The sequence below is a fragment of the Pseudomonas putida genome, assembly GCF_001636055.1.
GTDB lineage: Bacteria > Pseudomonadota > Gammaproteobacteria > Pseudomonadales > Pseudomonadaceae > Aquipseudomonas > Aquipseudomonas machongensis.
Map to the genome: position 1 here is coordinate 1,225,456 of NZ_CP011789.1, position 24,399 is coordinate 1,249,854.

At 65.6% G+C, this 24,399-nt stretch carries 23 protein-coding genes and 1 pseudogene; 11 read left to right on the forward strand and 13 right to left on the reverse strand.

The genetic code is table 11. From position 1 onward, the window contains the following. The first annotated feature begins 210 nt into the window (after positions 1-210). The 3 genes from AB688_RS05540 to AB688_RS05550 are packed head-to-tail and all read left to right on the forward strand — an operon-like array spanning position 211 to position 3,142. Complete coding sequence (locus AB688_RS05540) at positions 211-1,326, forward strand: ABC transporter substrate-binding protein (RefSeq protein WP_081255196.1); 1,116 nt, start codon at positions 211-213, stop codon at positions 1,324-1,326. Next, on the forward strand, positions 1,323-2,384 hold the full coding sequence (locus AB688_RS05545) for a FecCD family ABC transporter permease (RefSeq protein WP_054892671.1): 1,062 nt from the start codon (positions 1,323-1,325) through the stop codon (positions 2,382-2,384). Before AB688_RS05540 ends, AB688_RS05545 begins: the two co-directional genes overlap by 4 nt. Beyond that, positions 2,381-3,142, forward strand: coding sequence for an ABC transporter ATP-binding protein (locus AB688_RS05550; RefSeq protein WP_063542658.1), 762 nt, complete (start codon positions 2,381-2,383; stop codon positions 3,140-3,142). Before AB688_RS05545 ends, AB688_RS05550 begins: the two co-directional genes overlap by 4 nt. Positions 3,143-3,183: 41 nt before the next feature. Here AB688_RS05550 and AB688_RS05555 read toward each other — a convergent pair whose 3' ends face one another. After that, entirely contained in the window at positions 3,184-3,528 is a 345-nt protein-coding gene (locus AB688_RS05555) for a cupin domain-containing protein (protein ID WP_063542660.1), read from the reverse strand. Between the two features lie 79 nt (positions 3,529-3,607). Next, entirely contained in the window at positions 3,608-4,543 is a 936-nt protein-coding gene (gene dmeF, locus AB688_RS05560; protein ID WP_063542662.1) for a CDF family Co(II)/Ni(II) efflux transporter DmeF, read from the reverse strand. A 70-nt stretch (positions 4,544-4,613) separates the two neighbouring features. On the opposite strand from dmeF, the gene AB688_RS05565 reads away from it, so the two are divergent. Next, a complete protein-coding gene (locus AB688_RS05565; RefSeq protein WP_063542664.1) occupies positions 4,614-4,889 on the forward strand; it encodes a metal/formaldehyde-sensitive transcriptional repressor in 276 nt (91 codons plus the stop codon). A gap of 119 nt (positions 4,890-5,008) precedes the next feature. Here the strand turns inward: AB688_RS05565 and AB688_RS05570 are convergent, their stop codons facing one another. From AB688_RS05570 to AB688_RS26075, 7 genes and pseudogenes are all read right to left on the reverse strand, one after another. Then, on the reverse strand, positions 5,009-5,941 hold the full coding sequence (locus AB688_RS05570; protein ID WP_063542666.1) for a phosphatidate cytidylyltransferase: 933 nt from the start codon (positions 5,939-5,941) through the stop codon (positions 5,009-5,011). A gap of 1 nt (position 5,942) precedes the next feature. Next, on the reverse strand, positions 5,943-6,566 hold the full coding sequence (locus AB688_RS05575; protein ID WP_063542668.1) for a lysophospholipid acyltransferase family protein: 624 nt from the start codon (positions 6,564-6,566) through the stop codon (positions 5,943-5,945). Between the two features lie 8 nt (positions 6,567-6,574). Further along, on the reverse strand, positions 6,575-7,006 hold the full coding sequence (locus AB688_RS05580) for a hypothetical protein (protein WP_063542670.1): 432 nt from the start codon (positions 7,004-7,006) through the stop codon (positions 6,575-6,577). Further along, a complete protein-coding gene (locus AB688_RS05585) occupies positions 7,003-8,361 on the reverse strand; it encodes a phosphatase PAP2/dual specificity phosphatase family protein (RefSeq protein WP_063542672.1) in 1,359 nt (452 codons plus the stop codon). The genes AB688_RS05580 and AB688_RS05585 overlap by 4 nt, the downstream gene beginning before the upstream one ends. Beyond that, positions 8,361-10,109 (reverse strand): bifunctional alpha/beta hydrolase/class I SAM-dependent methyltransferase, encoded by a 1,749-nt coding sequence (locus AB688_RS05590; protein ID WP_063542674.1) that lies wholly within the window; start codon positions 10,107-10,109, stop codon positions 8,361-8,363. The genes AB688_RS05585 and AB688_RS05590 overlap by 1 nt, the downstream gene beginning before the upstream one ends. A 30-nt stretch (positions 10,110-10,139) precedes the next feature. Next, the gene (locus tag AB688_RS05595; protein ID WP_054892662.1) at positions 10,140-10,745 is read right to left on the reverse strand and encodes a CDP-alcohol phosphatidyltransferase family protein; all 606 of its coding nucleotides are present in this window, start codon (positions 10,743-10,745) and stop codon (positions 10,140-10,142) included. Positions 10,746-10,859: 114 nt separating this feature from the next. Beyond that, positions 10,860-10,988, reverse strand: a pseudogene (locus AB688_RS26075) (XdhC family protein); the annotation flags it as partial. Positions 10,989-11,092: 104 nt separating this feature from the next. Between AB688_RS26075 and AB688_RS05600 the strand changes: the two are divergent. Further along, positions 11,093-11,731, forward strand: coding sequence for a TetR family transcriptional regulator (locus AB688_RS05600; RefSeq protein ID WP_054892660.1), 639 nt, complete (start codon positions 11,093-11,095; stop codon positions 11,729-11,731). A 2-nt stretch (positions 11,732-11,733) separates the two neighbouring features. On the opposite strand, the gene AB688_RS05605 is transcribed toward AB688_RS05600, so the two are convergent. The 4 genes from AB688_RS05605 to AB688_RS05620 all read right to left on the reverse strand — a co-directional run bounded on the left by AB688_RS05605 (position 11,734) and on the right by AB688_RS05620 (position 17,502). Beyond that, positions 11,734-15,291: a molybdopterin cofactor-binding domain-containing protein gene (locus AB688_RS05605; RefSeq protein ID WP_063542676.1), complete on the reverse strand. Its 3,558-nt coding sequence runs from the start codon at positions 15,289-15,291 to the stop codon at positions 11,734-11,736. A 15-nt stretch (positions 15,292-15,306) separates the two neighbouring features. After that, the gene (locus AB688_RS05610) at positions 15,307-15,774 is read right to left on the reverse strand and encodes a (2Fe-2S)-binding protein (RefSeq protein ID WP_054892658.1); all 468 of its coding nucleotides are present in this window, start codon (positions 15,772-15,774) and stop codon (positions 15,307-15,309) included. Between the two features lie 130 nt (positions 15,775-15,904). Next, positions 15,905-16,381 carry a MarR family winged helix-turn-helix transcriptional regulator gene (locus tag AB688_RS05615; RefSeq protein WP_063542678.1) on the reverse strand — a complete coding sequence of 159 codons (477 nt, stop codon included), beginning with the start codon at positions 16,379-16,381 and terminating at the stop codon, positions 15,905-15,907. A gap of 68 nt (positions 16,382-16,449) precedes the next feature. Beyond that, a complete protein-coding gene (locus AB688_RS05620) occupies positions 16,450-17,502 on the reverse strand; it encodes a 2,5-dihydroxypyridine 5,6-dioxygenase (protein ID WP_063542680.1) in 1,053 nt (350 codons plus the stop codon). A gap of 329 nt (positions 17,503-17,831) precedes the next feature. On the opposite strand from AB688_RS05620, the gene nicC reads away from it, so the two are divergent. From nicC to AB688_RS05650, 6 genes are all read left to right on the forward strand, one after another. Next, positions 17,832-18,980, forward strand: coding sequence for a 6-hydroxynicotinate 3-monooxygenase (gene nicC, locus AB688_RS05625; protein WP_063542682.1), 1,149 nt, complete (start codon positions 17,832-17,834; stop codon positions 18,978-18,980). Then, complete coding sequence (gene nicD / locus AB688_RS05630) at positions 18,977-19,783, forward strand: N-formylmaleamate deformylase (RefSeq protein ID WP_063542684.1); 807 nt, start codon at positions 18,977-18,979, stop codon at positions 19,781-19,783. The genes nicC and nicD overlap by 4 nt, the downstream gene beginning before the upstream one ends. A gap of 13 nt (positions 19,784-19,796) precedes the next feature. Then, positions 19,797-20,549 (forward strand): Asp/Glu racemase, encoded by a 753-nt coding sequence (locus tag AB688_RS05635; protein WP_054892653.1) that lies wholly within the window; start codon positions 19,797-19,799, stop codon positions 20,547-20,549. A 14-nt stretch (positions 20,550-20,563) separates the two neighbouring features. Further along, positions 20,564-21,205: an N-carbamoylsarcosine amidohydrolase gene (locus tag AB688_RS05640; RefSeq protein ID WP_063542686.1), complete on the forward strand. Its 642-nt coding sequence runs from the start codon at positions 20,564-20,566 to the stop codon at positions 21,203-21,205. A 206-nt stretch (positions 21,206-21,411) separates the two neighbouring features. Further along, positions 21,412-22,725: an MFS transporter gene (locus AB688_RS05645; RefSeq protein ID WP_063542688.1), complete on the forward strand. Its 1,314-nt coding sequence runs from the start codon at positions 21,412-21,414 to the stop codon at positions 22,723-22,725. A 135-nt stretch (positions 22,726-22,860) separates the two neighbouring features. Continuing rightward, positions 22,861-24,153 carry an OprD family porin gene (locus tag AB688_RS05650; RefSeq protein ID WP_063542690.1) on the forward strand — a complete coding sequence of 431 codons (1,293 nt, stop codon included), beginning with the start codon at positions 22,861-22,863 and terminating at the stop codon, positions 24,151-24,153. Positions 24,154-24,399: the final 246 nt, after the last annotated feature.

Below are 24,399 nucleotides of genomic sequence, written 5' to 3' on the forward strand. Positions count from 1 at the left end.
GGTGTTACCTGTGGGAGCTGTTGTTTGCCGCTGCGACTTGCCCGCGAAGAACACGCCGCAACCCCAATGTAATGAAACGTCACCCATGACGATTCACTGACATCCCACTACATACCCGGACACTGGCAAGGGCAGCCCGCTGACTAGAATGCCCGGTCTTGAATGAGACCGATTCTCTGTCACGCATCCGCTGTTGCCAGGAGCCCTCCGATGCCCTCCATTCTCCGTTCCGCGCGGCGCCTGCTGCCGTTGCTCATGCTGCTGGCCGCAGGCCTCGGCACTCTCCAGACCGCCAGCGCCGCCCAGGTTACCGACGTGCTCGGGCGCAAGGTCGAGGTCGATCATGCGCCCCAGCGTATCGTCCTCGGCGAGGGGCGGCTGTTCTTCGCCCTGGCCCTGCTGGATCGTGACAATCCGTTCCAGCGCGTGGTCGGTTGGCAGAACGACATGCGCCTGCTCGACCCGCACACCTACGAGGTCTATGCCAAGCTTTATCCACAGGTGGCCAAGCTGCCGCTGATCGGCCAGGCCTCGGAGCAGAGCGTCAGCGCCGAGCAGATCCTGGCACTGAAACCGGACCTGGCGATCTTCAGCATCGCCGGCGAAGGTCCGACCCAGCACAGCCCGGTCGCCGACCTGCTGGAGCAGGCCGGTATCCCGGTACTGTTCATCGACTTCCGCGTGCACCCGATCAAGAACACCCGCGTCAGCCTCGAAGCCCTGGGCACCTTGCTGGGTCGCGAGCAGCAGGCGCAGGAATACCTGGACCTCTACGACAGCCACCTCAAGCACGTCACCGACCAGGTGGCGGGGCTCAAGGACAGCGGGCGCCCGAAGGTCTTCCTCGAACTGCTGGCAGGCGTCTGGCAGGCGCCGGGGCACACCACCGGCAAGAGCGGCCTGGGCAGCGTGGTCGAGGCGGTCGGTGGGCATAACATTGCCGCCGACGTGGTACCCGGCGCGCTGGGCGACGTCAGCGTCGAATACGTGCTCAAGGCCGACCCGGACGTCTACATCGCCACCGGCAACCGTGCCCCCGGCGTGCTGCTCGGCGCCGGTGTAAGTGCCGATACCGCACGCCAGAGCCTGGCCAGGATCATCGCGCGCCCCGAGTTCGCACCACTGCGCCCGATTCGCGATGGCCAGGCCCATGGCCTGTGGCATGACTTCTACAACTCGCCGTTCAACATCCTCGCCATCGAAGCCATGGCCCGCTGGGTTCACCCCGAGCGCTTCAAGGATCTGGATCCGCAAGCGACCATGGCCGACATCAACCACTTGCTGAAGGTCGGCCTGGACGGCCACTACTGGATCGACGCCAAGTGACCGCCCAGGCTCTGGACGGCGCCGCGCTGGCAGCCTGGCGTTATCGGCGCCTGCTCTGGCGGCGCGCCGGGCTGGTCGGAGGGCTGGCCGTGCTGCTGGCGCTGGCGGTGCTCGGCGACCTGGCCAGCGGCGCCTCCGGCATGGGGCTCGGACAGCTGCTGCATGGGGTGTTCGACCCGAATGCACTGAGCGCCACCGAACGGGTGATCATCTGGAACGTGCGCCTGCCTTACGCGCTGATGGCGGTGCTGGTCGGGGCCGCGCTGGCACTGGCCGGCGCCGAGATGCAGGCGATCCTCGACAACCCGCTGGCCAGCCCTTTCACCCTGGGTGTGTCCTCTGCCGCGGCGCTGGGTGCGTCGCTGGCCATCGCCTATCCGCTGTCGGTTGCCTGGCTGACGCCGAGCGCCCAGGTGACGGTGATGGCGTTCGTCTTCGCCTGCCTGTCGGTATTGCTGCTGCAGGCCATGTCGCGGCTGCGCGGCGCCGGGGTCGAGAGCCTGGTGCTGTTCGGTATCGCGCTGGTGTTCAGTTGCAACGCATTGGTGTCGTTGCTGCAGTTGCTGGCCACCGAGGATGTGCTGCAGCAACTGGTGTTCTGGACCCTCGGTAGCCTGGCGCGGGCCAACTGGCAGAAGCTGGGCATTCTTGCTGCGGTGCTGGCGCTGGTGCTGCCGTTCTCGCTGCGCGCCGCCCCGGCCATGACCCTGCTGCGCATGGGCGAAGACCGTGCCCGCAGCTTCGGCGTGGACACCCGGCGCCTGCGCGTCGCCTCGCTGCTGCGCATCAGCCTGCTGTCGGCGACCGCGGTGGCCTTTGTCGGCACCATCGGGTTTATCGGCCTGGTCGGCCCGCACATCGCCCGCCTGCTGGTGGGTGAGGACCAGCGCTTCCTGCTGCCGGCGAGTGCGCTGGTCGGGGCATTGCTGCTGTCGCTGTCGTCGATCGCCAGCAAGCTGATCCTGCCAGGGGTGATCGTGCCGGTGGGGATCGTCACTGCCCTGGTGGGCGTCCCGGTGTTCGTGGTGCTGGTGTTCCGGCGGGGGAGAAGGTTGTGAGCTTGCGTATCGAAGGGCTGTCGGTCAGCTATGGCGCGCGTCGGATCATCCAGCAACTGAGCCTGCCGCCGTTGCCGACGGGCAGCCTGGTGGCGCTGGTCGGGCCCAACGGGGCGGGCAAGTCCACCCTGCTGCGGGCCCTGGCCGGACTGGAGCGGACGCAGGGCGCGGTGCACCTGGGCGATGAGGACGTTACTCGCCTGAGTTTCGCCGAACGCGCCCGGCGCCTGGCCTACATGCCACAGCAACTGCCGCCGGGGCTGGCGCTCGGGGTGCTGGAGAGCATCGTCGCTGCGCTGCGCGTGGGGGCTGCCGATGACCTGTTGGCGACTGCCTTCGATGCGCTGCGCCAGTTGGGCATCGAGCACCTGGCCGAGCAAGGCTTGGACAGCCTGTCCGGCGGCCAGCGCCAACTGGTGGCCCTGGCTCAGTTGCTGGCGCGCAATCCACAGGTGCTGTTGCTCGACGAGCCGACCAGCGCCCTGGACCTGCACTACCAACTGCGGGTGATGGATGCGGTGCGTGAGCGGGTGGTGCGCCATCGGCTGTTGGCGGTCGCGGTGCTGCACGACATCAACCTGGCGGCCAGCCATGCCGATTGCCTGGTGATGCTGGAGAAGGGCCGGGTGGTGGCCTGCGGCACCCCGGCGCAGGTACTCGAACCGCAGTTGCTGGCGCAGGTATATGGCGTCGAGGCGCGGGTCGAGCAGTGCTCCCGTGGTCGCTTGCAGGTGCTGGTGGACCGGGCGCTGCGCTGAGCCTGCCGGCCCGGCTGCACGCCCGCATCCATCAGATGCAGTCAGGCGAAGACGAAGTACTTGCGTACGGTCTCGACCACTTCCCAGGTGCCTTTCATGCCGGGCTCGATGACGAACACATCGCCGCCCTTGAGGTGCTTGGGCTCTTCGCCTTCGGGGGTGATGATGCAGTAGCCCTCGAGGAAGTGGCAGAACTCCCACTTCTCGTAGTTGACCTCGAACTTGCCAGGCGTGCAGATCCAGGTGCCCATGATCTTGCTGCCATCGGCCGACAGGTAGGCGTTGAGGTTGACGGTGTGCGGGTCGCCGCCGATGCGTTTCCACTTGGTTGCATCGACCACCGGGGTCGGACAGGTTTCGCGCAGGACGGTGATGAAGTCGGACATGGCAGGGCTCCTGATGACGGGCTGAGTGACCCGTCACCTTAGGGGCTGGGCGAAAGGCACGGTTGCCTGCGCTCGACATTCATCTGTCTGGATGCGCTATGGCGTTCACCTCGACGGTGATATGCGCAAGCTCCTCGTGTTCCGCCAATGCCTGGCGTACACGGTCGGCACTCAGCTCTGTAGTGCAGGCCAGGCCGAGGATGCAGGCGTACTGGTCTTTGCCGACGCGCCACAGGTGCAGGTCGGTGATGTTCGCCTGGACTGGCAGCGCGGCGATCGCTTCGCGGATTTCTTCGACCAGGGGCGCGTCCATCTCGGCATCCAGCAGCACCCTCCCGGTGTCGCGCAGCAGTCCCCTTGCCCAAAGCGCCACCAGTACTGCGCCAAGCAGGCCCATGACTGGGTCGAGCCAGGCGGCGCCCCACAATTTGCCCGCCACCAGGGCGACGATAGCCAGCACGGAGGTCGCCGCATCGGCGATGACGTGCAGGTAGGCCGAGCGCAGGTTCAGGTCGTGTTGGTGGTGGCCATGCTCATGGTTTTGCTCGTGGTGGTGGGCATGATCGTCGCGCAGCAGCCAGGCGCAGATCAGGTTGACTCCAAGGCCGATCACAGCGATGAAGATTGCCTCGTCGTAGTGGATGGGACCGGGCGTGAGCAGGCGCTCGACCGACTGGAAGGCCATCAGCCCCGCGACCCCGAGCAGCAGCAGGGCGCTGGAATAGCCGCCCAGGATCTCGATCTTCCAGGTGCCGAAGGCAAAGCGCCGATCTGTGGCATAGCGGCGTGCTGCGGCGTAGGCCAATAGCGAAAGGCCCAGGGCCAGGGCATGCGAGCTCATGTGCCAGCCATCGGCGAGCAGCGCCATGGAGTTGAAGAACCAGCCCCCGGCGATTTCCGCGACCATCATGATCGCCGTGAGCCAGACGGCCAGGCGCGTCTTGCGCTCGGCACCGAGGTTGCTGGTATGGAACTGATGGCTGTGCAGCCATTTGTCAGAGGCGGTGGCCTTCATGGTTTATCATGCTCCCGTATGATCCAGAAATATACTATACCCCAGTATACATATCATGATGTGAGGCGCCATGGCACACACGTTGAAGAACAAGAAGTCGCTGCTGACCCGAGTGCGCAAGATCAAGGGCCAGGCCGGCGCACTGGAGACGGCGCTCGAGCAGGAGAAGGACTGTCTCGCGATCCTGCAGCAGATCGCTGCGGTGCGCGGGGCGGTAAACGGCCTGATGGCCGAGGTCATGGAAGGGCATATCCGCGAGCACCTGGTGGCGGACGGGCTGAGCGTCCAAGAGCGCCAGGAAGAGGCGGACAAGGTGGCTGCGCTGCTGCGCTCCTACCTCAAGTGACTTCAGGGGCTTGAGCCAGCGGGGTGTCGCGCAGGGCTTATACCCCAGGGGGTATTAATGGTGAGGATCGGTAGGGGTGGGTAGGGCGCAACACCGCTGCACCCCGACCCTGCGCTGTTCTAGGCCCACCAGTAGCGCACGAAGTGGAAGAACACCGGCGCGGCGAAGCACACCGAATCCATGCGGTCGAGCATGCCGCCATGCCCTTCGATCATGTGCCCCCAGTCCTTTACCCCACGGTCGCGCTTGATGGCCGACATCACCAGCCCGCCAAAGAAACCCATGGCGTTGACCGTCAGCGCCATCAGCGCTGCCTGCCAGAAGTTGAACGGGGTGATCCAGCACAGCAGCGCGCCGACCAGCGTGGCCAACGCCACCCCGCCGGCCAGGCCTTCGACGGTTTTGGACGGCGACAGGTTGGGCGCCACCTTGCGCTTGCCGAACAGCTTGCCGCACACGTACTGCAGCACGTCGCTGATCTGTACCACCAGGATCAACCAGGCGATCAGCAGCAGGTTGCGGCCCTCGTAGCCGGGGATGTCCAGGGTCATCAGCGCGGGCACTGACGACACGCAGTACACCGCGATCATCAGGCCCCACTGTACCTTCGAGGCGCGCTCGAGGAAGCGCGTCGTATCCCCGCCAAAGCTGGCCAGGATCGGCAGCAGCAAAAACAGGTACACCGGGATGAAGATGCTGAACATGCCGTACCAGTCCATGGCGATCAGCAAATACTGCACCGGCAACGCGACGTAGAACGCAGCCACCAGCGCCGGGTAGTCGCTGCGCCGGGTCGGGGTGAGGGTCATGAACTCGCGCAGGGCGTAGAACGACACGCAATAGAACAGCACGATCACACCGTACTTGCCGAACACGAAGGCAAGGCCGATCACCAGCACCATCACCCACCAGGCGTTGATGCGTGCATTGAGGTTGTCGATCACCGCGTGCGGCGCGGAGCCTGCGCGCCACTTGAGCAGGCGGCCGATGATGCTGGCCAGGAGCAGCAGGGCGCCGATGCCGGCGAACAGGGACAAGGTGTTGTGATCCATCTCAGACTTCCTTCGGGGCCAGGTTCAGCAAGGCTTGACGGGCCCGCTCGAGAAACGCCTGCTTGCTTTCGTCAGGCAGCACCTGCAATGGCTCGCCGAAACTCAGCGTGCACAGCAGCGGCAACGGCAGGGCGCGACCTTTGGGCATCACCCGGTTGAGGTTGGCGATCCACACCGGTACCACCTCGATTTCCGGCTGGGCAGAGGCGAGGTGGAACAGGCCGCTCTTGAACGGCAGCAGTGGATCGTCTCCAAGATTGCGCGTGCCTTCCGGGAAGAAGATCAGCGAATCGCCCTGGGCCAGGGCGTCGAACACCGGTTGCAACGGGTTGTCCTGGCCTTCGCTGCGCTGGCGATCGATGAGGATGCCGTTGAACACCTTGCGTATGACGAAATTGCGCAGCCCGGGTTTGTTCCAGTAATCCGCCCCGGCCACAGGCCGCGTCCGGCGCCGCAAGGGCTCCGGCAGGGAGGCCCAGAGCAGGACGAAATCGCCGTGGCTGCTGTGGTTGGCGAAGTACAGGCGCTGCACCGGTTGTGGCGTGCAGCCGAGCCACAGGGCACGGGCGCCGGTGATCAGGCGCGCGGCGGAGGTGATGGCGAAGGCGGTGAGGGCGGCGAGCATGGTGCGGGTCATCCGGTGAAGGGCAGTGTCAGCAGGGTAGCCAAGGTCAACAGCAACTGCAGGCCCAGGCACAGGGCCTGGCGGCGCAACAGGGCGAGTGCAGCCTGGCTGCGGGTTGGCCAGTCGCGCGGATCGTCGTCGCGGGCCTTGAGGTTCAGCTCGAACAGCGCTCGGTCCAGGGCGCGGGTGTCGTCAGTGAGCCGGGTACTGCTGGCCATGCGATCGAAGAGCTCGGCATCCAGGGCCACGCGCACGGCCCAGTATTTGTGGGCAAGGCCCAGGAGCAGCAGCACGATGCATAGCGCACTGGCCAGCGGATGCAGGTGCAGGCCGAGCAGTGGCGCGAGGCCGTAGGCGACGGCCAGCAGTGTCAGGGCGTCGGACAGGCGTTCCAGTTGTCGGCCACGGGCTAGCAGGATGGCGACCAGGTGCAGGTTCATGGCTGGACTCCGAGTTGCAGCAGGGCATGACGGTGGCCTGGGTGCAGTACCACGCCCGGGCGGGCCTGGCGGATGAGGGCTTCGGCGGCGTCGATGTCGGCGCAGCGGCCGCTGTGGATCAGCCAGGCCGCCACGGCGCTGGCGCTGCGTGAATAGCCCAGGGCGCAGCAGACCAGCAGCGGGCCTTGCTGGCGCAGGCGGTCGATGGCTTCGGCGGCCTGCAGCAGCAAAGCGGGGCTTGGGGGGATGAGGTCCAGGGTGGGCAGGCTGAGGTAGGTTGTCTGTTCTGGCCCATTCGCGGGCAAGCCCGCTCCTACAGGGTCAACAGGCGCTGTGGCTGGCCATGGGCAGGGTAGCTCCGCACACAAATCCACTACCGCCGCAAAATCACCTGCCTCGCCCAATCCGGGAATCCGTCCCAGATACACCCCGTCGCAGACTTCATCTGCCTGCGGATGCCGCCAGGTCCAGGCTCGGGAGTTGATCCAGGCGCCAATCAGGTAAGGCGCCAGCAGCCAGGTCGCGGCGTTCGACAGATGCCCATCCGCAGCTTTCTGGAATCCGCTGGCCCCCAGCAGCACATAGTTCAGCGCTACCACCAGCAACGCCACTGCCGGCCACAGCAAACACAGCCACCCTCCACCCAGCTTGAAGGCCAGCAGCGCACACAACAGGGCGCCGATGCCATAGCGCAAGCCAAGCCGCCAGCGTTTCGGCTCACGCGCCAGATGCGCCTCGCGCAGCGGCAACGCGCCCTGGTGCGGCCATAGCCACAGGCACAGCAGCCCCACCAGTGCGCCGCTGGGCAGGTCGATGAAGTGGTGCTGCCAGGTGGTCAGCACCGAGAGCCCGATCAAGGCCATCCAGCCGTGCACGGCCCAGCGCCAGAGCGGTTTGCGGGTGTGCCGGGCGAACATGCTCCAGATGATCACCAGCAGCGCGATATGCAGCGACGGTGCCTGGTTATAGGGTTTGTCGAAGCCCATCAGCACATCGAACAGCCAGCCGAACACGCCTGCCAGTTCCGGTCGCTCGAAGGTGAAACGCAGCGGCCACAGCAGGAAGCAACTGACGCTGACCAGCTGCGCGGTCAACAGCGCCAGGGCATGGCGGTCCATCTCCCGACGCGTGAGCGGCAGCAGGAATGACAGGCCGTACAACAGGTCGATCGACCAGTACGGAATGATCGTCCATGGCCACAGCGGCATGTGCCGTTCCCAGCCGAACACCAGGCTGCCGACATCGTCGCGCCCGGCGGTGTAGGTGTTGGCCAGGCCGTAACTGAGGAAGAAGAACGGCCCGAGCAGCAACAGCCACAGGACGCCGCGCCGGATCAGCCCGGCTTCGCGCGTCATCAGCGAACCCGCTGGGCCAGGCTGACGCTGAAGATGCCCCACTCGTCGATGCGCTGGGCGATCTTGCGAAAGCCTGCGGCCTCCACCAACTGGTCCATCTCGGCCTGGCTGCGCCGGCGCATGACCCAGGCGTCGCCGCCGCGGTGGCTGGTCAGGGCACGGGCGATCATCTCCAGTTGCGGATGCCATGGCTGGCCGGTGTAGACCAGGTAGCCGCCGTCTTCCACGGCGTCGGCCAGGCCCGCCAGGGAGTCGCCCACCAGTTGGTTGCTGGCGAACAGCTCATAGAGCCCGGACACCACCGCCAGGGTGGGGCGCGGGTCGAGGCTCGCCAGGCTCTGGCGGTCGAAGGCATCGCCCTGGACGAAACGGGCAATCTCGCCCAGGCCCTTTTCGTCGATCAGCGCGCTGCCCTGCTGCACGTTCAGCTCGCTGTAGTCGCGCAGCAGGATCGAGTCCGGCAATTGCTCCTGCAGCGCTTCGAGGATGTAGCGGCCGTGGCCGGCGGCGATATCGACGATGTGCACAGGTCGTGCCTGTTCGCGCAGGCGAGCGATGGCTAGGCGCAGCAGTTCCTCGACATGCACCTTGCGTTGGCGGATACCACGCCAGCCGATGGCGTCGAGGTAGTTGCGATCGATCAGCTCGCCCAGTTTGCCCTTGCCGGTCGCCTGGTTGCGGTACACGTAGTCCAGGGTGCTGCCGGAGTCGAAGCCGGTGTCGAAACCCAGCTTCACCCCTTCGGACAGCCCCTTGCCCAGGCGCAGGCTGGCGCGGTAGCTGCGCCAGTAGAGGTCGCGCGGCGAGTTGTGCGGCAGCGGTGCGGCCAGGCTCTCGGCCTCGGCGCAGCTGGCACCGACCTTGTCGGCATCGAGCAGCGAAGGCGCAGGCAGCGGTGCGTTGAAACAGTGGGCGATGAAGCGCTCGATCCGCGCCAGGGCGTGGGCGCGGTCGCGTTCGCCGAGGGTGTCGTGGAAGAAGCCGGGCAGGATATGCATCTCCTTGCGCGGGCTGCCCAGGCGCTCGAAGAAACGCTCCTGCGGGCCGCGTTCCACCACGAAGTCCGCGCCAGACACCAGCAACTGAGTCGGTATCTGGATGGCCTGGGCGTCGGCGACCACGCGGTCGGCTGCCTCGTACAGGCCCAGCAGCACGGTCACCGAGATCGGTCGGCTGATCAGCGGGTCTGCGGTGTACGACATCACCCGTTCCGGATCATGGGTGAGCAGCCGTGGCTTGACGTAGCTGTTGACGAAGAAGTTGCCGCGCAGGGCCTTGAGCAGTTTCAGGCCGGGGCGAGCGAAGGGCACGTAGAGCTTGACCTTGAACGCCGGCGAGGCCAGCACCAGGCAGCGCACCTTGGGCGCGTAGTCGTGGGCCCAGGTGGCGATCAGCACTGCGCCGACGCTCTGCGCCAGCACGACCATATCGGGCTCGGCGATACCGTGCTGCGCCTGGATATGTTCGATGAAGGTCTGCACGTCGCGCACGCTGGTGGCGAAGCTCGGACTGTCGCCACGGGCCCCTGGCGACAGGCCATGGCCACGGGCGTCCCAGGCGAAAATGTCGTAACCGGGCAGGTCCAGTTCGTCGGCCAGGTGCGCCATGCGCCCGCCGTGCTCGTGCCCGCGATGGAACATCACCAGTGCCCGGCGCGGCTGGTGCTCGTTGCGGGTGGCCGGCCAGTGCCGGTAGTGCAGCTCGACGCCGTCGTGGGTCGAGAAGTGCAGCGATTGCGCTTGGCGCATGGTGAAAGTCCTTGTCCTGCGGCAATGGGGTCAGCGGGTTTCGGCCAGCCCGTGGCGTACCCGGTTGTAGAGGGTATAGAGCGAGAGCAGCAGGATGACCAGCAGCAGGCCGTTGATCCACGTCGGATTCAGCACGCCGAAGGCCACGCCGGTACCCAGTACGCCGAAGGCAAAGGCCCGGTCGCTCTTGCCCATCGGGCCGTCGTAACGCCGCGAAGCACCGGCCAGCGGGCCCATCACCCCGGCGTATTCACTGATGACGGCAAGCAACACCACCAGCACCACCAGTGCCGGCGACACCCCGACCAGCAACGCGAAGGGCAGGTACAGCGCCGCGTCGGCGATCACGTCGCACAGTTCGTTGAGGTAGGCACCCAGGGTCGATTGCTGGCCGAACTCGCGGGCCAGCATGCCGTCGACGGCATTGAGCGCCATGCGCAGCAGCATCCACACCGGGACAAGGATGAACAGCCAGGTGACGTGGGGCAGCCAGGCGAGCAGCAGCCCGAGCAGCACCGACACCAACGCTGCGGCGACGGTGACCTGGTTGGCCGTGACGCCGCGATCGTAGAGACGCTGCACCGAAGGGCGCAGCAGAGCCTGGAAGCGGGGTTTGAGCTGATAGATGGATGGCACGGTGAGTTCCCTGTCGTGGTGCGGCGTGGAGGGGATTGTGGGGAAAGAGATTGGCGGGCGGCAAGGGGGTGGCGTGTGGTGGTTCACATCTGTGCACCACAGGGGCTCGGCAGGCTACAACGCATCCCGCGCCTTGCCGCGATACACCCGCAGCACATCCGCCATTACCGCCAGGGCGATTTCCGCTGGCGACTTGCTGCCCAGGTCCAGCCCGATCGGCCTGTGCAGGCGTTCGATCTGCTGGGCCGGTCGAGATGCTGCATGTTGGTTACCCCGTTTCAATCGTTGGCGCCACACCCCATGTCTGTGGCAGTGTTGGCTATCTGGCCAGCCCCACAGGGACCGACATGCAGACTCGCAAAACCGGTGTTCGTGCCCAGCAGGCCGACCGCACCAAGGACAACATCCTCAAGGCCGCGGTGAAGGTCTTCAGCAAGGAGGGCTTCACCGGCGGGCGCGTCGAGCAGATCTCCACGCTGGCCAAGTCCAACGACCGGATGATCTATTACTACTTCGGCAACAAGGAAAAGTTGTTCATCAGCGTGCTGGAGCATATCTACGCCAGCTTCAACCAGGCCGAGGCCAAGCTGCGCCTTGACTTGTCCGACCCCGAGAGCGCGTTGCGCCAACTGGTGGCGTTCATCTGGGACTACTACGTACGTCATCCCGAGTTCGTTACCATCCTGGCCACCGAAAACCTTCACCAGGGCCAGCACGCGCGCAAGTCGCAGAACCTGCAGGCGCTGTCCGGCGAGGCGGTCGGCGTGCTGCGGCCGATCATCGAGGCGGGGCAGGCCAAGGGCCTGTTCCGCAATGACATCGACATCACCCACGCCTACCTGATGATTGCCTCGCTCTGCTATTTCTATAACTCCAACCGCCATACGCTCAGCTCGTTCCTCGCCGTAGACCTCGCCGACAAGCAGGCCAAGGCCGACTGGTTGGACTTCATCAGCGATCTCGCCCTGCGCGGCCTGCGCCGCTAGCCTCAGTGGCTGCCGGGGTTGGCGCGTACCTGCGCGCTCTTCGCCGCCAGCCCTTGCCAGGCCGGTTTGTCGGCGGCGAAACGCTGGCGCAGGTAGGCGGCCAGGTCCGCCACCTGGCGGTCCGAAAGGCTATCCCTGAAGCCGGGCATATAGCCCAGGTCGCGGGTCGCAGGCGTTGGAATACCGTGCAAGATCACGCGCAGCAGGTTGTCCGGCACATCGCTGTGCACGTTGCTGTTGACCGCCATCGACGGGCTGACACCGAACAGCTTCGGGCCCAGGCCATCGCTGTGACAGGCCATGCACGCACCTTTGAATACCCGCTCGCCATTGCTGATGGACAGTTGCGTATCGACCTGAGGCGCAGCCTGGGTCGCGATCGTGTGCGGCTCGCCGTCCAGTGAACTCAGGTAGTGGGCAATGGCCCGCACGTCGCTCTCCGGCAAGGTCGCCAGCTCGCTGACCACTGGCCCCATGGGCCCGGCGGCGACACCGTGCTTGTCGGAGAAACCGGTGCGCAGATAAGTGAACAACTCGCTCTCGCTCCAGGGCGTGGACGACTTGCCCAGGGCGTTGAGTGCTGGCGCCTCCCAGCCATCGACCATGCCCCCGGCCAGGTAGCTCTTGCCGGCTTTTTCCGCGCCCATCAGGTTGCGCGGCGAGTGACAGGCGGTGCAGTGCCCGAGGCCGTCGACCAGGTAGGCGCCGCGGTTCCACTGTGCACTGCGCTGCGGGTCGGGCTGGTACTCGCCGCGCTTGAGGAACAGCGCGTTCCAGCCGGCCATCAGCGGGCGCTGGTTGAACGGGAAACGCATGTCGTTGGCCGGCGCCTCCTGGCGTACCGGTGTCTGCGACATCAGGTAGGCGTACAGCGCCTGCATGTCACCGTCGGTGATAGTGCGAAACGAGGTGTAGGGAAAGGCCGGGTACAGATGTCGGCCGTCGCGGCTGATGCCCTCGCGCATGGCGCGCTCGAAGGCGGCGAATGACCAGCGGCCGATGCCGGTTTCCGGATCGGGCGTGATGTTGGTGCTGTACAGCGTGCCGAACGGCGTTTCCATCGCCAGGCCGCCGGCATTGACCTTGCCGCCGCTGACCGTGTGGCACACCGCGCAATCGCCGGCCGCCGCCACCTGGCGCCCGCGTTCGAGCATCGCCGCCGACCAGCTGCCGGCCGCCGGAGGCGTCACCGGCGCGATTTCCGTGCGAAAGGGCAGGGCCGTGGCGAGCATGCCCAGGGCGGCACCGAACACGCCGGCGATCGAGCCGAACCGCCACTTCGAGCGTTTCGGCGCGGGCGGTGCTGGCGCAGACGAATCCTCGCCGTTACCGCCAAGCGCAGCACGCACCCGTTCGGCAGTGATCGGCAACTCGCGAAAGCGTATGCCGGTGGCGTCGAAGATCGCGTTGGCGATGGCCGCTGCGCTCGGCACCGAGGCCGACTCGCCGCTACCCATCGGTGGTTCGTGTTGGCGCGGCAGCATCATCACGTCGATGGCTGGCAGCTCCGGGAAGGTGAGGATCGGGTAGCCGCCCCATTCCTTGCTGGCTACCGTCGATTCCTCGAAGTGCACCTGTTCCTTGAGTACGCGGCTGGTGGACTGGATCACGTTGCCGTGGATCTGGTGGCGCACGCCTTCGGGGTTGACCATCATGCCCGCGTCATGGCCGATCACCACACGGGTGACGGCTACCTCGCCGGTGCGCCGGTCCACCGCCACATCGGCGACCCAGGCCGCCCAGGCCGCCCCGAAACCCGGGAATTTGCTGTGGATGTAGCGCGCATAGGCGAAGCCGCGACCGCGCAACACATCGCCCTCGGCGGGCGCCTGCATGGGCTGGGTGTGCGCCTGCCACTGCGCGCGTTCGGCGGTGGCCTTGACCAGATCGATGGCACGCGGGTCGGAAAGGTGGCGCAGGCGGTATTCGACCGGGTCGACGCCTGCCGCGAAGGCCAGTTCGTCGATATAGGACTCGTGGGCGAAGCTGTTGGGCATCGCCGACACGCCACGCATCCACGAGGCGCGTACCAGCGGTGTCATGTCATTGATGGTGACGCGCATGTGTTCGTAGTCATAGGGCGGAATCGAGGTGCGGTCGCCCATTTCGAACAGCGCCGGCACCGGTTCCACCGCGCCGGTCAGCAGCAGGGCGAGGGTGGGGGCGCCGTTGGAGGGGTAGCTGGTCTGGAAGTCGTAGGCGGCGACCGTGCCGTCGGCGTTCAGGCCGCCGTCGATCTCCATCAGTTGCGCGGTGCCCTTGGGCTCCCAGACATGCTCCTGCTCGCGGGTCAGTTGCACCCGCACCGGGCGTCCGACCGCACGCGACAGCAGCACCGCGTCGGCGCACACGTCGTCGGCGCAGTTGCGGCCGTAGCAGCCCGCCGCTTCCATGCGGATGATCTCGATGCGCGCTTCGGGGCACTCCAGCAACCAGGCGAGGTCGGCGCGCAGCAGGTGTGGATTCTGGGTGCCGGACCAGACGCGGATCTGGCCTTCGGTGAAGTCGGCCAGGGCACAGGACGGGCCGATCGAGCCATGCAGCTGGTAGGGCCACAGGTAACTGCGGCTCAGGCGCTGGCTGGCATTGGCGATGCCCGCGTCGACCTCGCCCTTGTCCAGTACGGTGCGCTGCACCCTGGGGTTGTCGCGGATGGCCTGGGCGACGTCGCTGAGGTCGGGCAGCTTGCCAGTGAACGGCTTCCAGCTCAGCTTGAGGTCGTGGGCGGCGCGGATCGCCTGTTCCTCACGCTCGGCCACCACGCCGACGAAGTCGCGGATCACCACCACGGCGACCACGCCAGGCACATGGGCGATGGAGCTTTCATCCACCGCCAGCAGGCTGTTGCCGACGAAGTCGCCACTGTCGTGACCGGCATAGGGCGGGCGGATCACCCGGCCGTGGAGCATGTCGGGCAGGCGCATGTCGTGCACGTAGGTCAGCTCGCCGGTGGCCTTGCCGGGGATGTCTACCCGCGCGGCGCTGCGCCCGACCAGGCGATAGTCCTCGACGGCCTTGAGCGGGGCGTCGTCGGCGATGCGCAATTGCTGGTTTTGCCCGCGCACCAGGTCGGCGAAAGGTAGGCGACGGCCGTCTTCGGCGATCACCGCGCCCTCTTCGATCCGCAACGCATTGGCTGCGCAGCCCAGCTCAAGGGCGGCCTGCTGCAGCAGGAAGCGTCGCGCCGTGGCCGCGGCCTTGCGCAATGGCACGGCGGAAATCTGCAGGGTGGCGCTGGCGATGGTCGCGCCCTGGTTCGGCGCACGCTCTGTGTCGCCGAGCACCATGTGCACCTGGTCCATGCGCAGGTCCAGCTCCTCGGCGACGATTTGCGCCAGCGAGGTGCGGATGCCGGTACCCAGGTCGACGTGGCCATTGAAGGCATAAACCAGGCCGTCGTCGCTGACGGCGATGAACAGTGCCAGTTCGCGGTCCTTGATGACCGGTGTCACGCCCTTTGCGACCGGCCCTGAGGGTGGGGTGATCTCGTCGACGATCAGCAGCACGCCGCTGCTGGCCAGCAATTGCTCGCGTGAAGGCACCTGTTGCGAGTGATTCATGAGGTTCTCCGGATCTCAGGCCTGGCGGCCGGCGGCGCGGCGCACCGCGCGCAGGATTTCGACGTGGGTGCCGCAGCGGCAGAGGTTGCCGGACAGTTCGTTGCGGATCTGTTCGTCGGTGGGATTGGGGATACGGTCGAGCAGGGCCTTGGCGGTCATGATCATGCCGTTCATGCAGTAGCCGCACTGGGCCGCCTGTTCGTCGATGAACGCCTGCTGCACCGGGTGCGGCGCGGCCTTGTTACCGAGACCTTCGAGCGTGGTGACCTCGCGGCCTTCGGCGCCGGCCAGGGGGATCACGCAGGAGCGCGCGGCCACCCCGTCGATGATTACCGTGCAGGCCCCGCACTCGCCCAGGCCGCAGCCGTACTTGGGGCCGTTCAGGCACAGGTCGTTGCGCAGGATCAGCAGCAGCGGTGTGTCGGCGTCGGCGCTGACATCCACAGGCTGACCGTTGATCCGTAGGGAGATGGTTGTTTGCATTGTTGGCTCATCTCTGGGGCGCTACCAAAGAACACAATTGGTGCGCTTTTTCGGTAAGTACTCACTACATGAAATGGTGAGCAAGAAGTAGGCCAGAGATGGCGTTGAGGGGGGAGGAGTGGAGGCGTTGCTAGCCGGCCGACTCGTCGCTGTCGATCATCTTGCGCAACAGGAACAGGATCGCCACCCGCTCCCCGGCATTGAGGCTGCCCATGCTCAGCTCGCTGATCTGTCGTGCGCACGGAATCATCGCGTCGAGCAGCGCCGAGCCGCTTTCGGTGAGCTCGACGATGACCTTGCGCCGGTCGTCCGGGTCTGGCGACAGTTGCACCAGTTCGCGCGCCTTGAGGCGCTCGACGATGCCACGGATGGTCGCCTGGTCCACCGCCGTGGCCTTGATCAGCTCGGCCTGGGAACTGGGCCCGTGGTCGCGCAGGGCGCACAGGGTGACGAACTGGATCGAGGTGAGCTGTGGGTCGCACGCCTGCTGCTGGAAGATCGCCGTATGCCGCTGGTACGCCTTGCGCAGCAGGTGGCCGATCTGTTCGGTGACGTCATAGGGCGTGGTGTCGAGCGGAGTGGCAACGGGGGCGGTTTTCTTCGGCATGTGATGGCTTGGGCTGTGTGGGTTGGCTGGCCGGCCCCCGAAAGCGGAGCGCCGGGCCAGTATAACCCCTATCGGGCCTTGGACTCCTCGGGCGCGACCACCTCGCCGGCCAGCACCACGGCCTGGTCGTCCAGGTAGATATCGCAGTTGCGCAGCGGGATATCCAGGTGGCACGGGGTCTTGCGCTTGCCGCCGACCTCGGTGTTTGGGCCGGTGGAGAACAGGAAGTTGCCGTAGAAGGCGCGTGCGTCCATGCACATGCCGTCGTTGCGGTCGTGCAGGCCCATGGCGGTCCATTGCGCGCGGGGTTGCAGGCCCCAGCCGATGTGGGAGATGCCGTACACCTCGGGGTCGTTGAAGTACTTCATGTAGTCACGCAGGTATTCGGCTTCGAAGCCGCCGTGGATACCGGTGATGAAGCCTTTCTCGATCTCCAGGGTGATGCGCTCGCGGCAGTAGTTCTTGAACGGCAGGATGATGTCGCCGACATCCAGTACCAGCGTGCCTTCGGCGCTGTCCTCGTTCGGCCAGGTGAACAGGAAGCCACTGGGCCAGTGGTCCCAGCGCCCCGGCTCGTCGGCGTAGCCGTATTCGGTGACCGCCGGATACTGGCCGAGCGGGGCGTGGAAGTCGCTGCCGGCCTTGGAACGCACATGCATGCTGCGCGCTTGCTTGAGCAGGGTCTCGGCGGCCAGCACGCGACGCTTGTCGTCCTCGGTGGGCAGCATGCGCGCCAGTACTTCCGGGGGTTCGACCGCCAGCAGGATGCGCGTGCCGGTCTTGAGGATCTGCTCCTGCTCGGGAGAGTGCAGCAGCATCATGGTGTCGACGATCAGGTCGGCCGCTTCCAGCGCCCGCTGGGCGGCGATGTTGCCGGTCAGCGCGGTGTCGCCGCAGTAAGCGGTCATGTCGTTGCCCATCGCCGTGGGGTGGTTGAACGACGGCAACTCCACCGCATAGACCTTGGCCTTCAGGCGCTGCGCTGCCTCCATCGCGGCGTTGACCGTGCGCGGGTCGGAGTAGTGGCTCTTGAGCACGGCGACGCTCTGGGTTTCGTCAACCCGAGACAGTTTCAGCACGTGTTCGAACATCTGGGTCAGCTCTGCATTGCTCACCGGCATGGGGGGTCTCCTGGTCAGGACTCAAGGGTCGAGCGGCTGCACCACGGCAGTGCCTGGCGCGTCATCTCGGTGCAAAACAATAGTGTGTACACCATATTTGCTCAGATGAAAGCGCATCCCGTCGATTAGCGCAAGCGTTGCGTTCAAACGTTACCTATTCACACATATTCCAATGTTTGCGGTAACAATAGCCGCGTTATCGCCATTTATCACGGTCCTTGAAAATATTTCGCACTGCCTCTTCCAATTAAAAAAATAGAGCGTATACACTCTAAATCGTCGAGCGGCCGAACCGCTGGCAACACATCAGAACAAGAGGAGACATACCCATGCGGGGTAGGCAGAAAATCGCAATCGTCGGTGCAGGTCTGGGTGGGGCGGCGGCCGCTACGTTGCTGCAGCAGGCCGGGTTCGACGTCGAGGTGTTCGAGCAGGCGCCGGAGTTCACCCGCCTCGGTGCGGGCATCCACATCGGCCCCAACGTGATGAAGATCTTCCGTCGCATGGGCCTCGAGCAGAAGCTGGAGCTGATGAGCTCGCACCCGGACTTCTGGTTCAGCCGCGACGGCAGGACCGGCGACTACCTGGCGCGGATCCCGCTGGGCGAGTTCGCTCGCCGCGAGTACGGCGCCTCGTACATCACCATCCACCGCGGCGACCTGCACGCGCTGCAGATCGAGGCGATCAAGCCGGGCACCGTGCATTTCGGCAAGCGCCTGGAAAAGATCGTCGACGAGGGTGACCAGGTGCGCCTGGACTTCGCCGACGGCACTCATACCGTGGCCGATATCGTCATCGGTGCCGATGGCATCCACTCGAAGATCCGCGAGGAACTGCTGGGCGCTGAAGCGCCGATCTACAGCGGTTGGGTCGCTCACCGTGCGCTGATTCGCGGCGACAAGCTCAAGCAGCACGCAGACGTGTTCGAGGACTGCGTGAAGTGGTGGACCGACGATCGTCACATGATGGTCTACTACACCACCGGCAAACGCGACGAGTACTACTTCGTCACCGGCGTACCGCACGAGGCCTGGGACTTCCAGGGCCCGTTCGTGGACAGCAGCCAGGAAGAGATGCGCGCCGCCTTCGAGGGCTACCACTCGACGGTGCACAAGCTGATCGACGCGACCGAGTCCATCACCAAGTGGCCGCTGCGCAACCGCAACCCGCTGCCGCTGTGGAGCCGTGGCCGCCTGGTGCTGCTGGGCGATGCCTGCCATCCGATGAAGCCGCACATGGCCCAGGGCGCCTGCATGGCCATCGAGGACGCGGCAATGCTGACCCGCTGCCTGCAGGAAACCGGGCTGTCCGACCACCGCACCGCCTTCGCCCTCTACGAAGCCAACCGCAAGGAACGCGCCTCGCGGGTGCAGTCGGTGTCCAACGCCAACACCTTCCTCTACACCCAGGAAGACCCGGCGTGGGTCTACGGCTATGACCTCTATGGCCAGGAACTGAAAAGCGGGGAGGCGGCATGAGCAGCTTCGTCGCCGGCGGCAACGTCAGCGCCAACGGCATCCGCCAGCACTACCTGCGCTACGGCGGCAAAGGGCCGGCGCTGATCCTGGTGCCGGGGATCACCAGCCCGGCGATCACCTGGGGGTTCGTCGCCGAGCGCCTCGGCCAGCACTTCGACACCTATGTGCTGGACGTGCGCGGGCGTGGCTTGTCCTCCAGCGGCCCTGGCCTGGACTATGGCACCGATGCCTGCGCCGCCGACATTCCGGCCTTCGCCGCAGCGCTTGGGCTTGGCAGTTATCACCTGGTCGGTCATTCGATGGGCGCACGCTTCGCCATTCGCGCTGCCGCCCAGGGCGCGCCGGGCCTGCAGCGCCTGGTGCTGATCGATCCGCCGGTGTCCGGTCCGGGCCGTCGCGAGTACCCGAGCAAGCTGCCGTGGTACGTCGATTCGATCCGCCAGGCCACGACCGGCATGACCGGTGAGGACATGCGCGCCTTCTGCGCGACCTGGAGCGACGAGCAACTGGCCCTGCGCGCCGAATGGCTGCACACCTGCCACGAGCCGGCGATCGTGCGAGCCTTCAACGATTTCCACGAGGTGGATATCCATCAGGACCTGCCTGCCGTGCGCCAGCCGGCGCTGCTGATGGTGGCCGGGCGTGGCGGTGTGATCCAGGCGCAGGACATCGCCGAGATCCGCGAGCTCAAGCCGGACATCCAGGTGGTTCAGGTCGACAACGCCGGCCACATGATTCCCTGGGACGACCTCGAAGGCTTCTTTGCCGCCTTCGGCGATTTCCTCGACCATTCCCTCGTCTGAAGGAGCACGAGACATGACCAAGCTGTATCGCATCGGCCAGATCGTGCCGAGTTCGAACACCACCATGGAAACCGAGATCCCGGCGATGCTCACCGCGCGCCAGGCGATCCGCCCGGAGCGCTTCACCTTCCACTCCAGCCGCATGCGCATGAAGCAGGTGAAGAAGGAAGAGCTGGCGGCGATGGATGCCGAGTCCGACCGCTGCGCGGTGGAGTTGTCCGACGCCAAGGTCGACGTGCTGGGCTACGCGTGCCTGGTGGCGATCATGGCCATGGGGCTGGGCTATCACCGCCAGTCGGAGAAACGCTTGCAGAAAGCCACCGCCGACAACGACGCGCTGGCGCCGGTGATCACCAGTGCAGGTGCCTTGGTCGAGGCGCTGCACGTCATGAAGGCCAAGCGCATCGCCATCGTCGCGCCCTACATGAAGCCGCTGACCGAGCTGGTGGTGAACTACATCCGTGAGGAGGGCTTCGAGGTTCAGGATTGGCGTGCGCTGGAGATCCCCGACAACCTCGCCGTGGCGCGCCATGACCCGGCCAACCTGCCGGGCATCGTCGCCGGCATGAACCTGGAAGGCGTCGATGTGGTGGTGCTGTCGGCCTGCGTGCAGATGCAGTCGCTACCCGCCGTGGCCAAGGTCGAGGCACAGACCGGCAAGCCGGTGGTCACCGCGGCCATCGCCACCACCTACGCCATGCTCAAGGCACTGGACCTGGAGCCTGTGGTTCCGGGCGCTGGTGCCCTGCTGTCGGGCGCCTACTGAAACGGGAGACGGACATGAGCGACGCACAGAGCGCCCGTGACAACTACCAGGGCGTGTGGGGCCAGCGCATCGGCTTCGGCCGCAAGGCGGCCCTGCTGATGATCGACTTCATGCAGGGCTACACCACCCCCGGTGCGCCGCTCTACGCCCCCGGCGTGGTGTCGGCCGTCGAGCAGGCCAGCGGCCTGCTGGCGCTGGCGCGTGACTCCGGTACTCTGGTGGTCCACACCAATATCCGCTACCAGCCCCCGCACTTTGCCGATGGTGGCGTGTGGGTGCGCAAGGCGCCGGTGATGAAGGACATGGTCGAGGGCAATCCACTGGCCGCGTTCTGCGAGGCGGTGATGCCACTGGCGCAGGAAGTGGTGCTGAGCAAGCAGTATGCGAGCGCCTTTTTCGGCACCAGCCTTGCACCGCTGCTGCATGCGCAAGGGGTCGACACCGTGGTGCTGGCCGGTTGCTCCACCAGCGGCTGTATCCGCGCCAGTGCGGTGGATGCGCTGCAGCACGGGTTCCGGACCATCGTGGTGCGCGAATGCGTCGGCGATCGCCATGAGGATCCGCACGAAGCGAACCTGTTCGACATCGACAGCAAGTACGGCGATGTCGTCAGCCGCCAGGAGGCGATGGAGCAACTCAAGCGCCTGGCCGACTGAACCGGGCGCCTTGTACCCATAACAATCGAGGAACGGTGCAGGAACGCCCGCTCCATCGCCGTCCGCTGTGCGGACGGTCGCCCCGCAGGAGCACTCGGGGTCTTGTGACGCTGCCCTGGACAGCCGCCTGTAGTGTGCGGCGCTCTTGGAGCGTCGAAAACTGCTGGCCTAAAAACAACCACAAAGTCGCCGCCAGGAGACAAGAAATGCCAATTGCGAATGCAACCGCGGTTCACAGTGCAACCGACCAGGGCACACAAGCGCTCTACCGCAAGATCACATGGAGGCTGATTCCCTTCCTGTGCTTCTGCTATCTCGCGGCCTATCTGGACCGCATCAACGTCGGCTTCGCCAAGCTGCAGATGCTCGAAGACCTGCAGTTCAGTACCGCAGCCTACGGCCTGGGGGCCGGGCTGTTCTTCGTCGGCTACATCATCTTCGAGGTGCCGAGCAACCTGATCCTGGAGCGCGTCGGTGCCAAGCTCTGGATTGCCCGGATCATGATCACCTGGGGCCTGCTGTCGGCCTGCACCATGTTCGTGTCCACCACCACCCAGTTCTATATCCTGCGTTTTCTGCTCGGGGCCGCCGAGGCGGGCTTCCTCCCGGGCGTGCTGTACTACCTGACCATGTGGTATCCGACCTACCGGCGTGGGCGCATCATCGCGCTGTTCATGATCGGCTTGCCGCTGTCGAGCGTGATCGGTGGTCCGATCTCTGGCTGGATCATGGGGCACTTCGACCAGGTCCACGGCCTGCATGGCTGGCAGTGGCTGTTCCTGCTCGAGGCGATCCCCAGCGTGCTGCTCGGTATCCTGACCTTCTGGGCCCTGCCGAACAATTTCCACCAGGCCAAATGGCTGTCCGACGATGACAAGGCGCAACTGGCCAGCGACCTGGCTGCGGACGATGCCGAGGGCAAGGGCAGCAAGCACAGCTTCCGCGATGGCTTCTTCAACCTGAAGGTATGGATGCTCGGCGGCATCGATTTCTCGATCCTGCTCAGTGCCTATGCCATGGGGTTCTGGATGCCGACCTTCATCCGCGATGCAGGCGTCAGCGACACCTTCCACATCGGCTTGCTCACTGCGATTCCGAGCCTGGCCGCGCTACTCGGCATGCTGATGATCGGCGCCAGTTCCGACCGTCATCGCGAGCGTCGCTGGCACATCATCGTGCCGTTCATCATCGGCGCCATCGCCATGGCCAGCAGCACTCTGTTCAGCCAGAACCTGGTGATGACCGTGGCGCTGTTCGCCATCGCCTCGGCGGCGATCATCGGTGCGGTGCCGGTGTTCTTCAGCCTGCCGGCGACCTTCCTCAAGGGTACCGCCGCGGCCACCGGTTTCGCACTTGCTTGCTCGCTGGCCAATATCGCGGGCCTGGTGAGCAACTCGCTGATGGGCATCGTGACCGATCTCACCGGCACCTCCCATGCGGCATTGTGGGTGTTCGCCGGCTGCCTGATCCTGAGCTGCTTCCTGGTGATCGCGCTGCCCGCGAAGCTGGTCAACCGCTAGCGGTCGACCGCTTCTCGCAACGGTAGCCCGGCGGGCCCGGCGCCCGCCTGATCCCTTCATCACGCCATCCCCACGTCGGCGGCCTTTGGGCTGCCGCGGTGGATCGCTGTTGCCCGAATCCAGGAGTCGCTCCCCATGCACGTACAGATTTCCCAACGTTTTTCATCGGCCACCCGACTGGCCGGTGGCTGCGTCGCCGCAGCGCTGTGCCTCGATGCCTCTGCCGAAGACAGCGGTTTCATCGAAGGCGCCCGCGCCACCTTGCAGGCGCGCAATTACTTCTTCAGCCGCGACTATGCGGATATCAAGGGTGCCAGCACCCAGTCCCGTACCCAGGAGTGGGCGCAGGGGTTCATCCTCAATGCCAGCTCCGGTTATACACAGGGGACGGTGGGTGTCGGCCTCGATGTGACCGGGCTGCTTGGCTTCAAGCTCGACAGCAGTCCGGAGCATTCGAAGTCGGGCCTGCTGCCGAGCCTTGCCAGCGGCAAGTCGGCGGACGAGTACAGCCGCCTGGGTGCGGCGATCAAGTTCAAGGTGTCGCAGACCGAGCTCAAGGTCGGTGAGCTGATGCCCAACCTGCCAGTGCTGTTGTTCAGCGACTTGCGCCTGCTGCCGCCAACGTATCAGGGTGCGATGCTCGAGTCCCGCGAGATCGCCGGGTTGACCTTGAACGCCGGCCAGTTCCGCTCCACCAGCCTGCGCGACTCGTCCAACAGCCAGAAGATGTACGCGCTGGTCAACGACCCGATCAACCCGTCGAGGCTGGCGCGCTTCACCAGCGACCGCTTCAACTACGTCGGCGCCGACTATGCCTTCAACGACAACCGCACCAGCGTCGGGGTGTGGCAGGCGCAACTGGAGGATATCTACCAGCAGCGCTTCTACAGCTTCAAGCACGCCGAGCCGGTGGGTGACTGGACGCTGGGCGTCAATGCCGGGTACTTCGATGCCCGCGAGGACGGTCGCAAGATTGCCGGTGACTACGACAACCATGCCTTGTTCAGCCTGTTCTCGGCCAAGACTGGCGGGCATACCTTCTATGTGGGCTACCAGCAGATCGGCGGCAAGGATGGCTTCATCCAGGTCGGGGCCAACACCAACCCGATGGGCAACACGCTGCCAACCTACGAGTTCTCGGCGCCGGGGGAACGTTCCTGGCAGGTGCGCCATGACTACAACTTCGTGGCCCTGGGCATTCCCGGCCTGACCTCGACTCTGCGCTATGTGAAGGGCGGGGATGTGGACACCGGGCTTGGCTTCGAAGGGCGTGACCGGGAGCGCGATCTGGACCTGGCGTATGTGGTGCAGAGCGGGCCGCTGGCCGGGCTGGGAGTGCGGGTTCGCAATGTCATGGCGCGGTCCAACTACCGGACCGATATCGATGAGAACCGGTTGATCCTGAGCTATACGGTGAAGTTGTTCTGATCGGGGTGTGCTGAGTCAGTACCGGCCTTTTCGCGGGCAAGTCGCAACGGAGAACCGCTCGCCCTGTGGGGGCGAGGGTTCGGCGCCCCGACTTGTCCCGCGAGGCAGACGACGCGCTGCATGGCACCGGCTACGCCGGTGATCGCGGGACAAGCCCGCTCCCACAGGGATTGGGCTGGTCTTTAGATTTTGAGCAAGACCGTTGCTCCTACAAGAGCTCCGCAACTTTCTGAATACTGCGGTGTT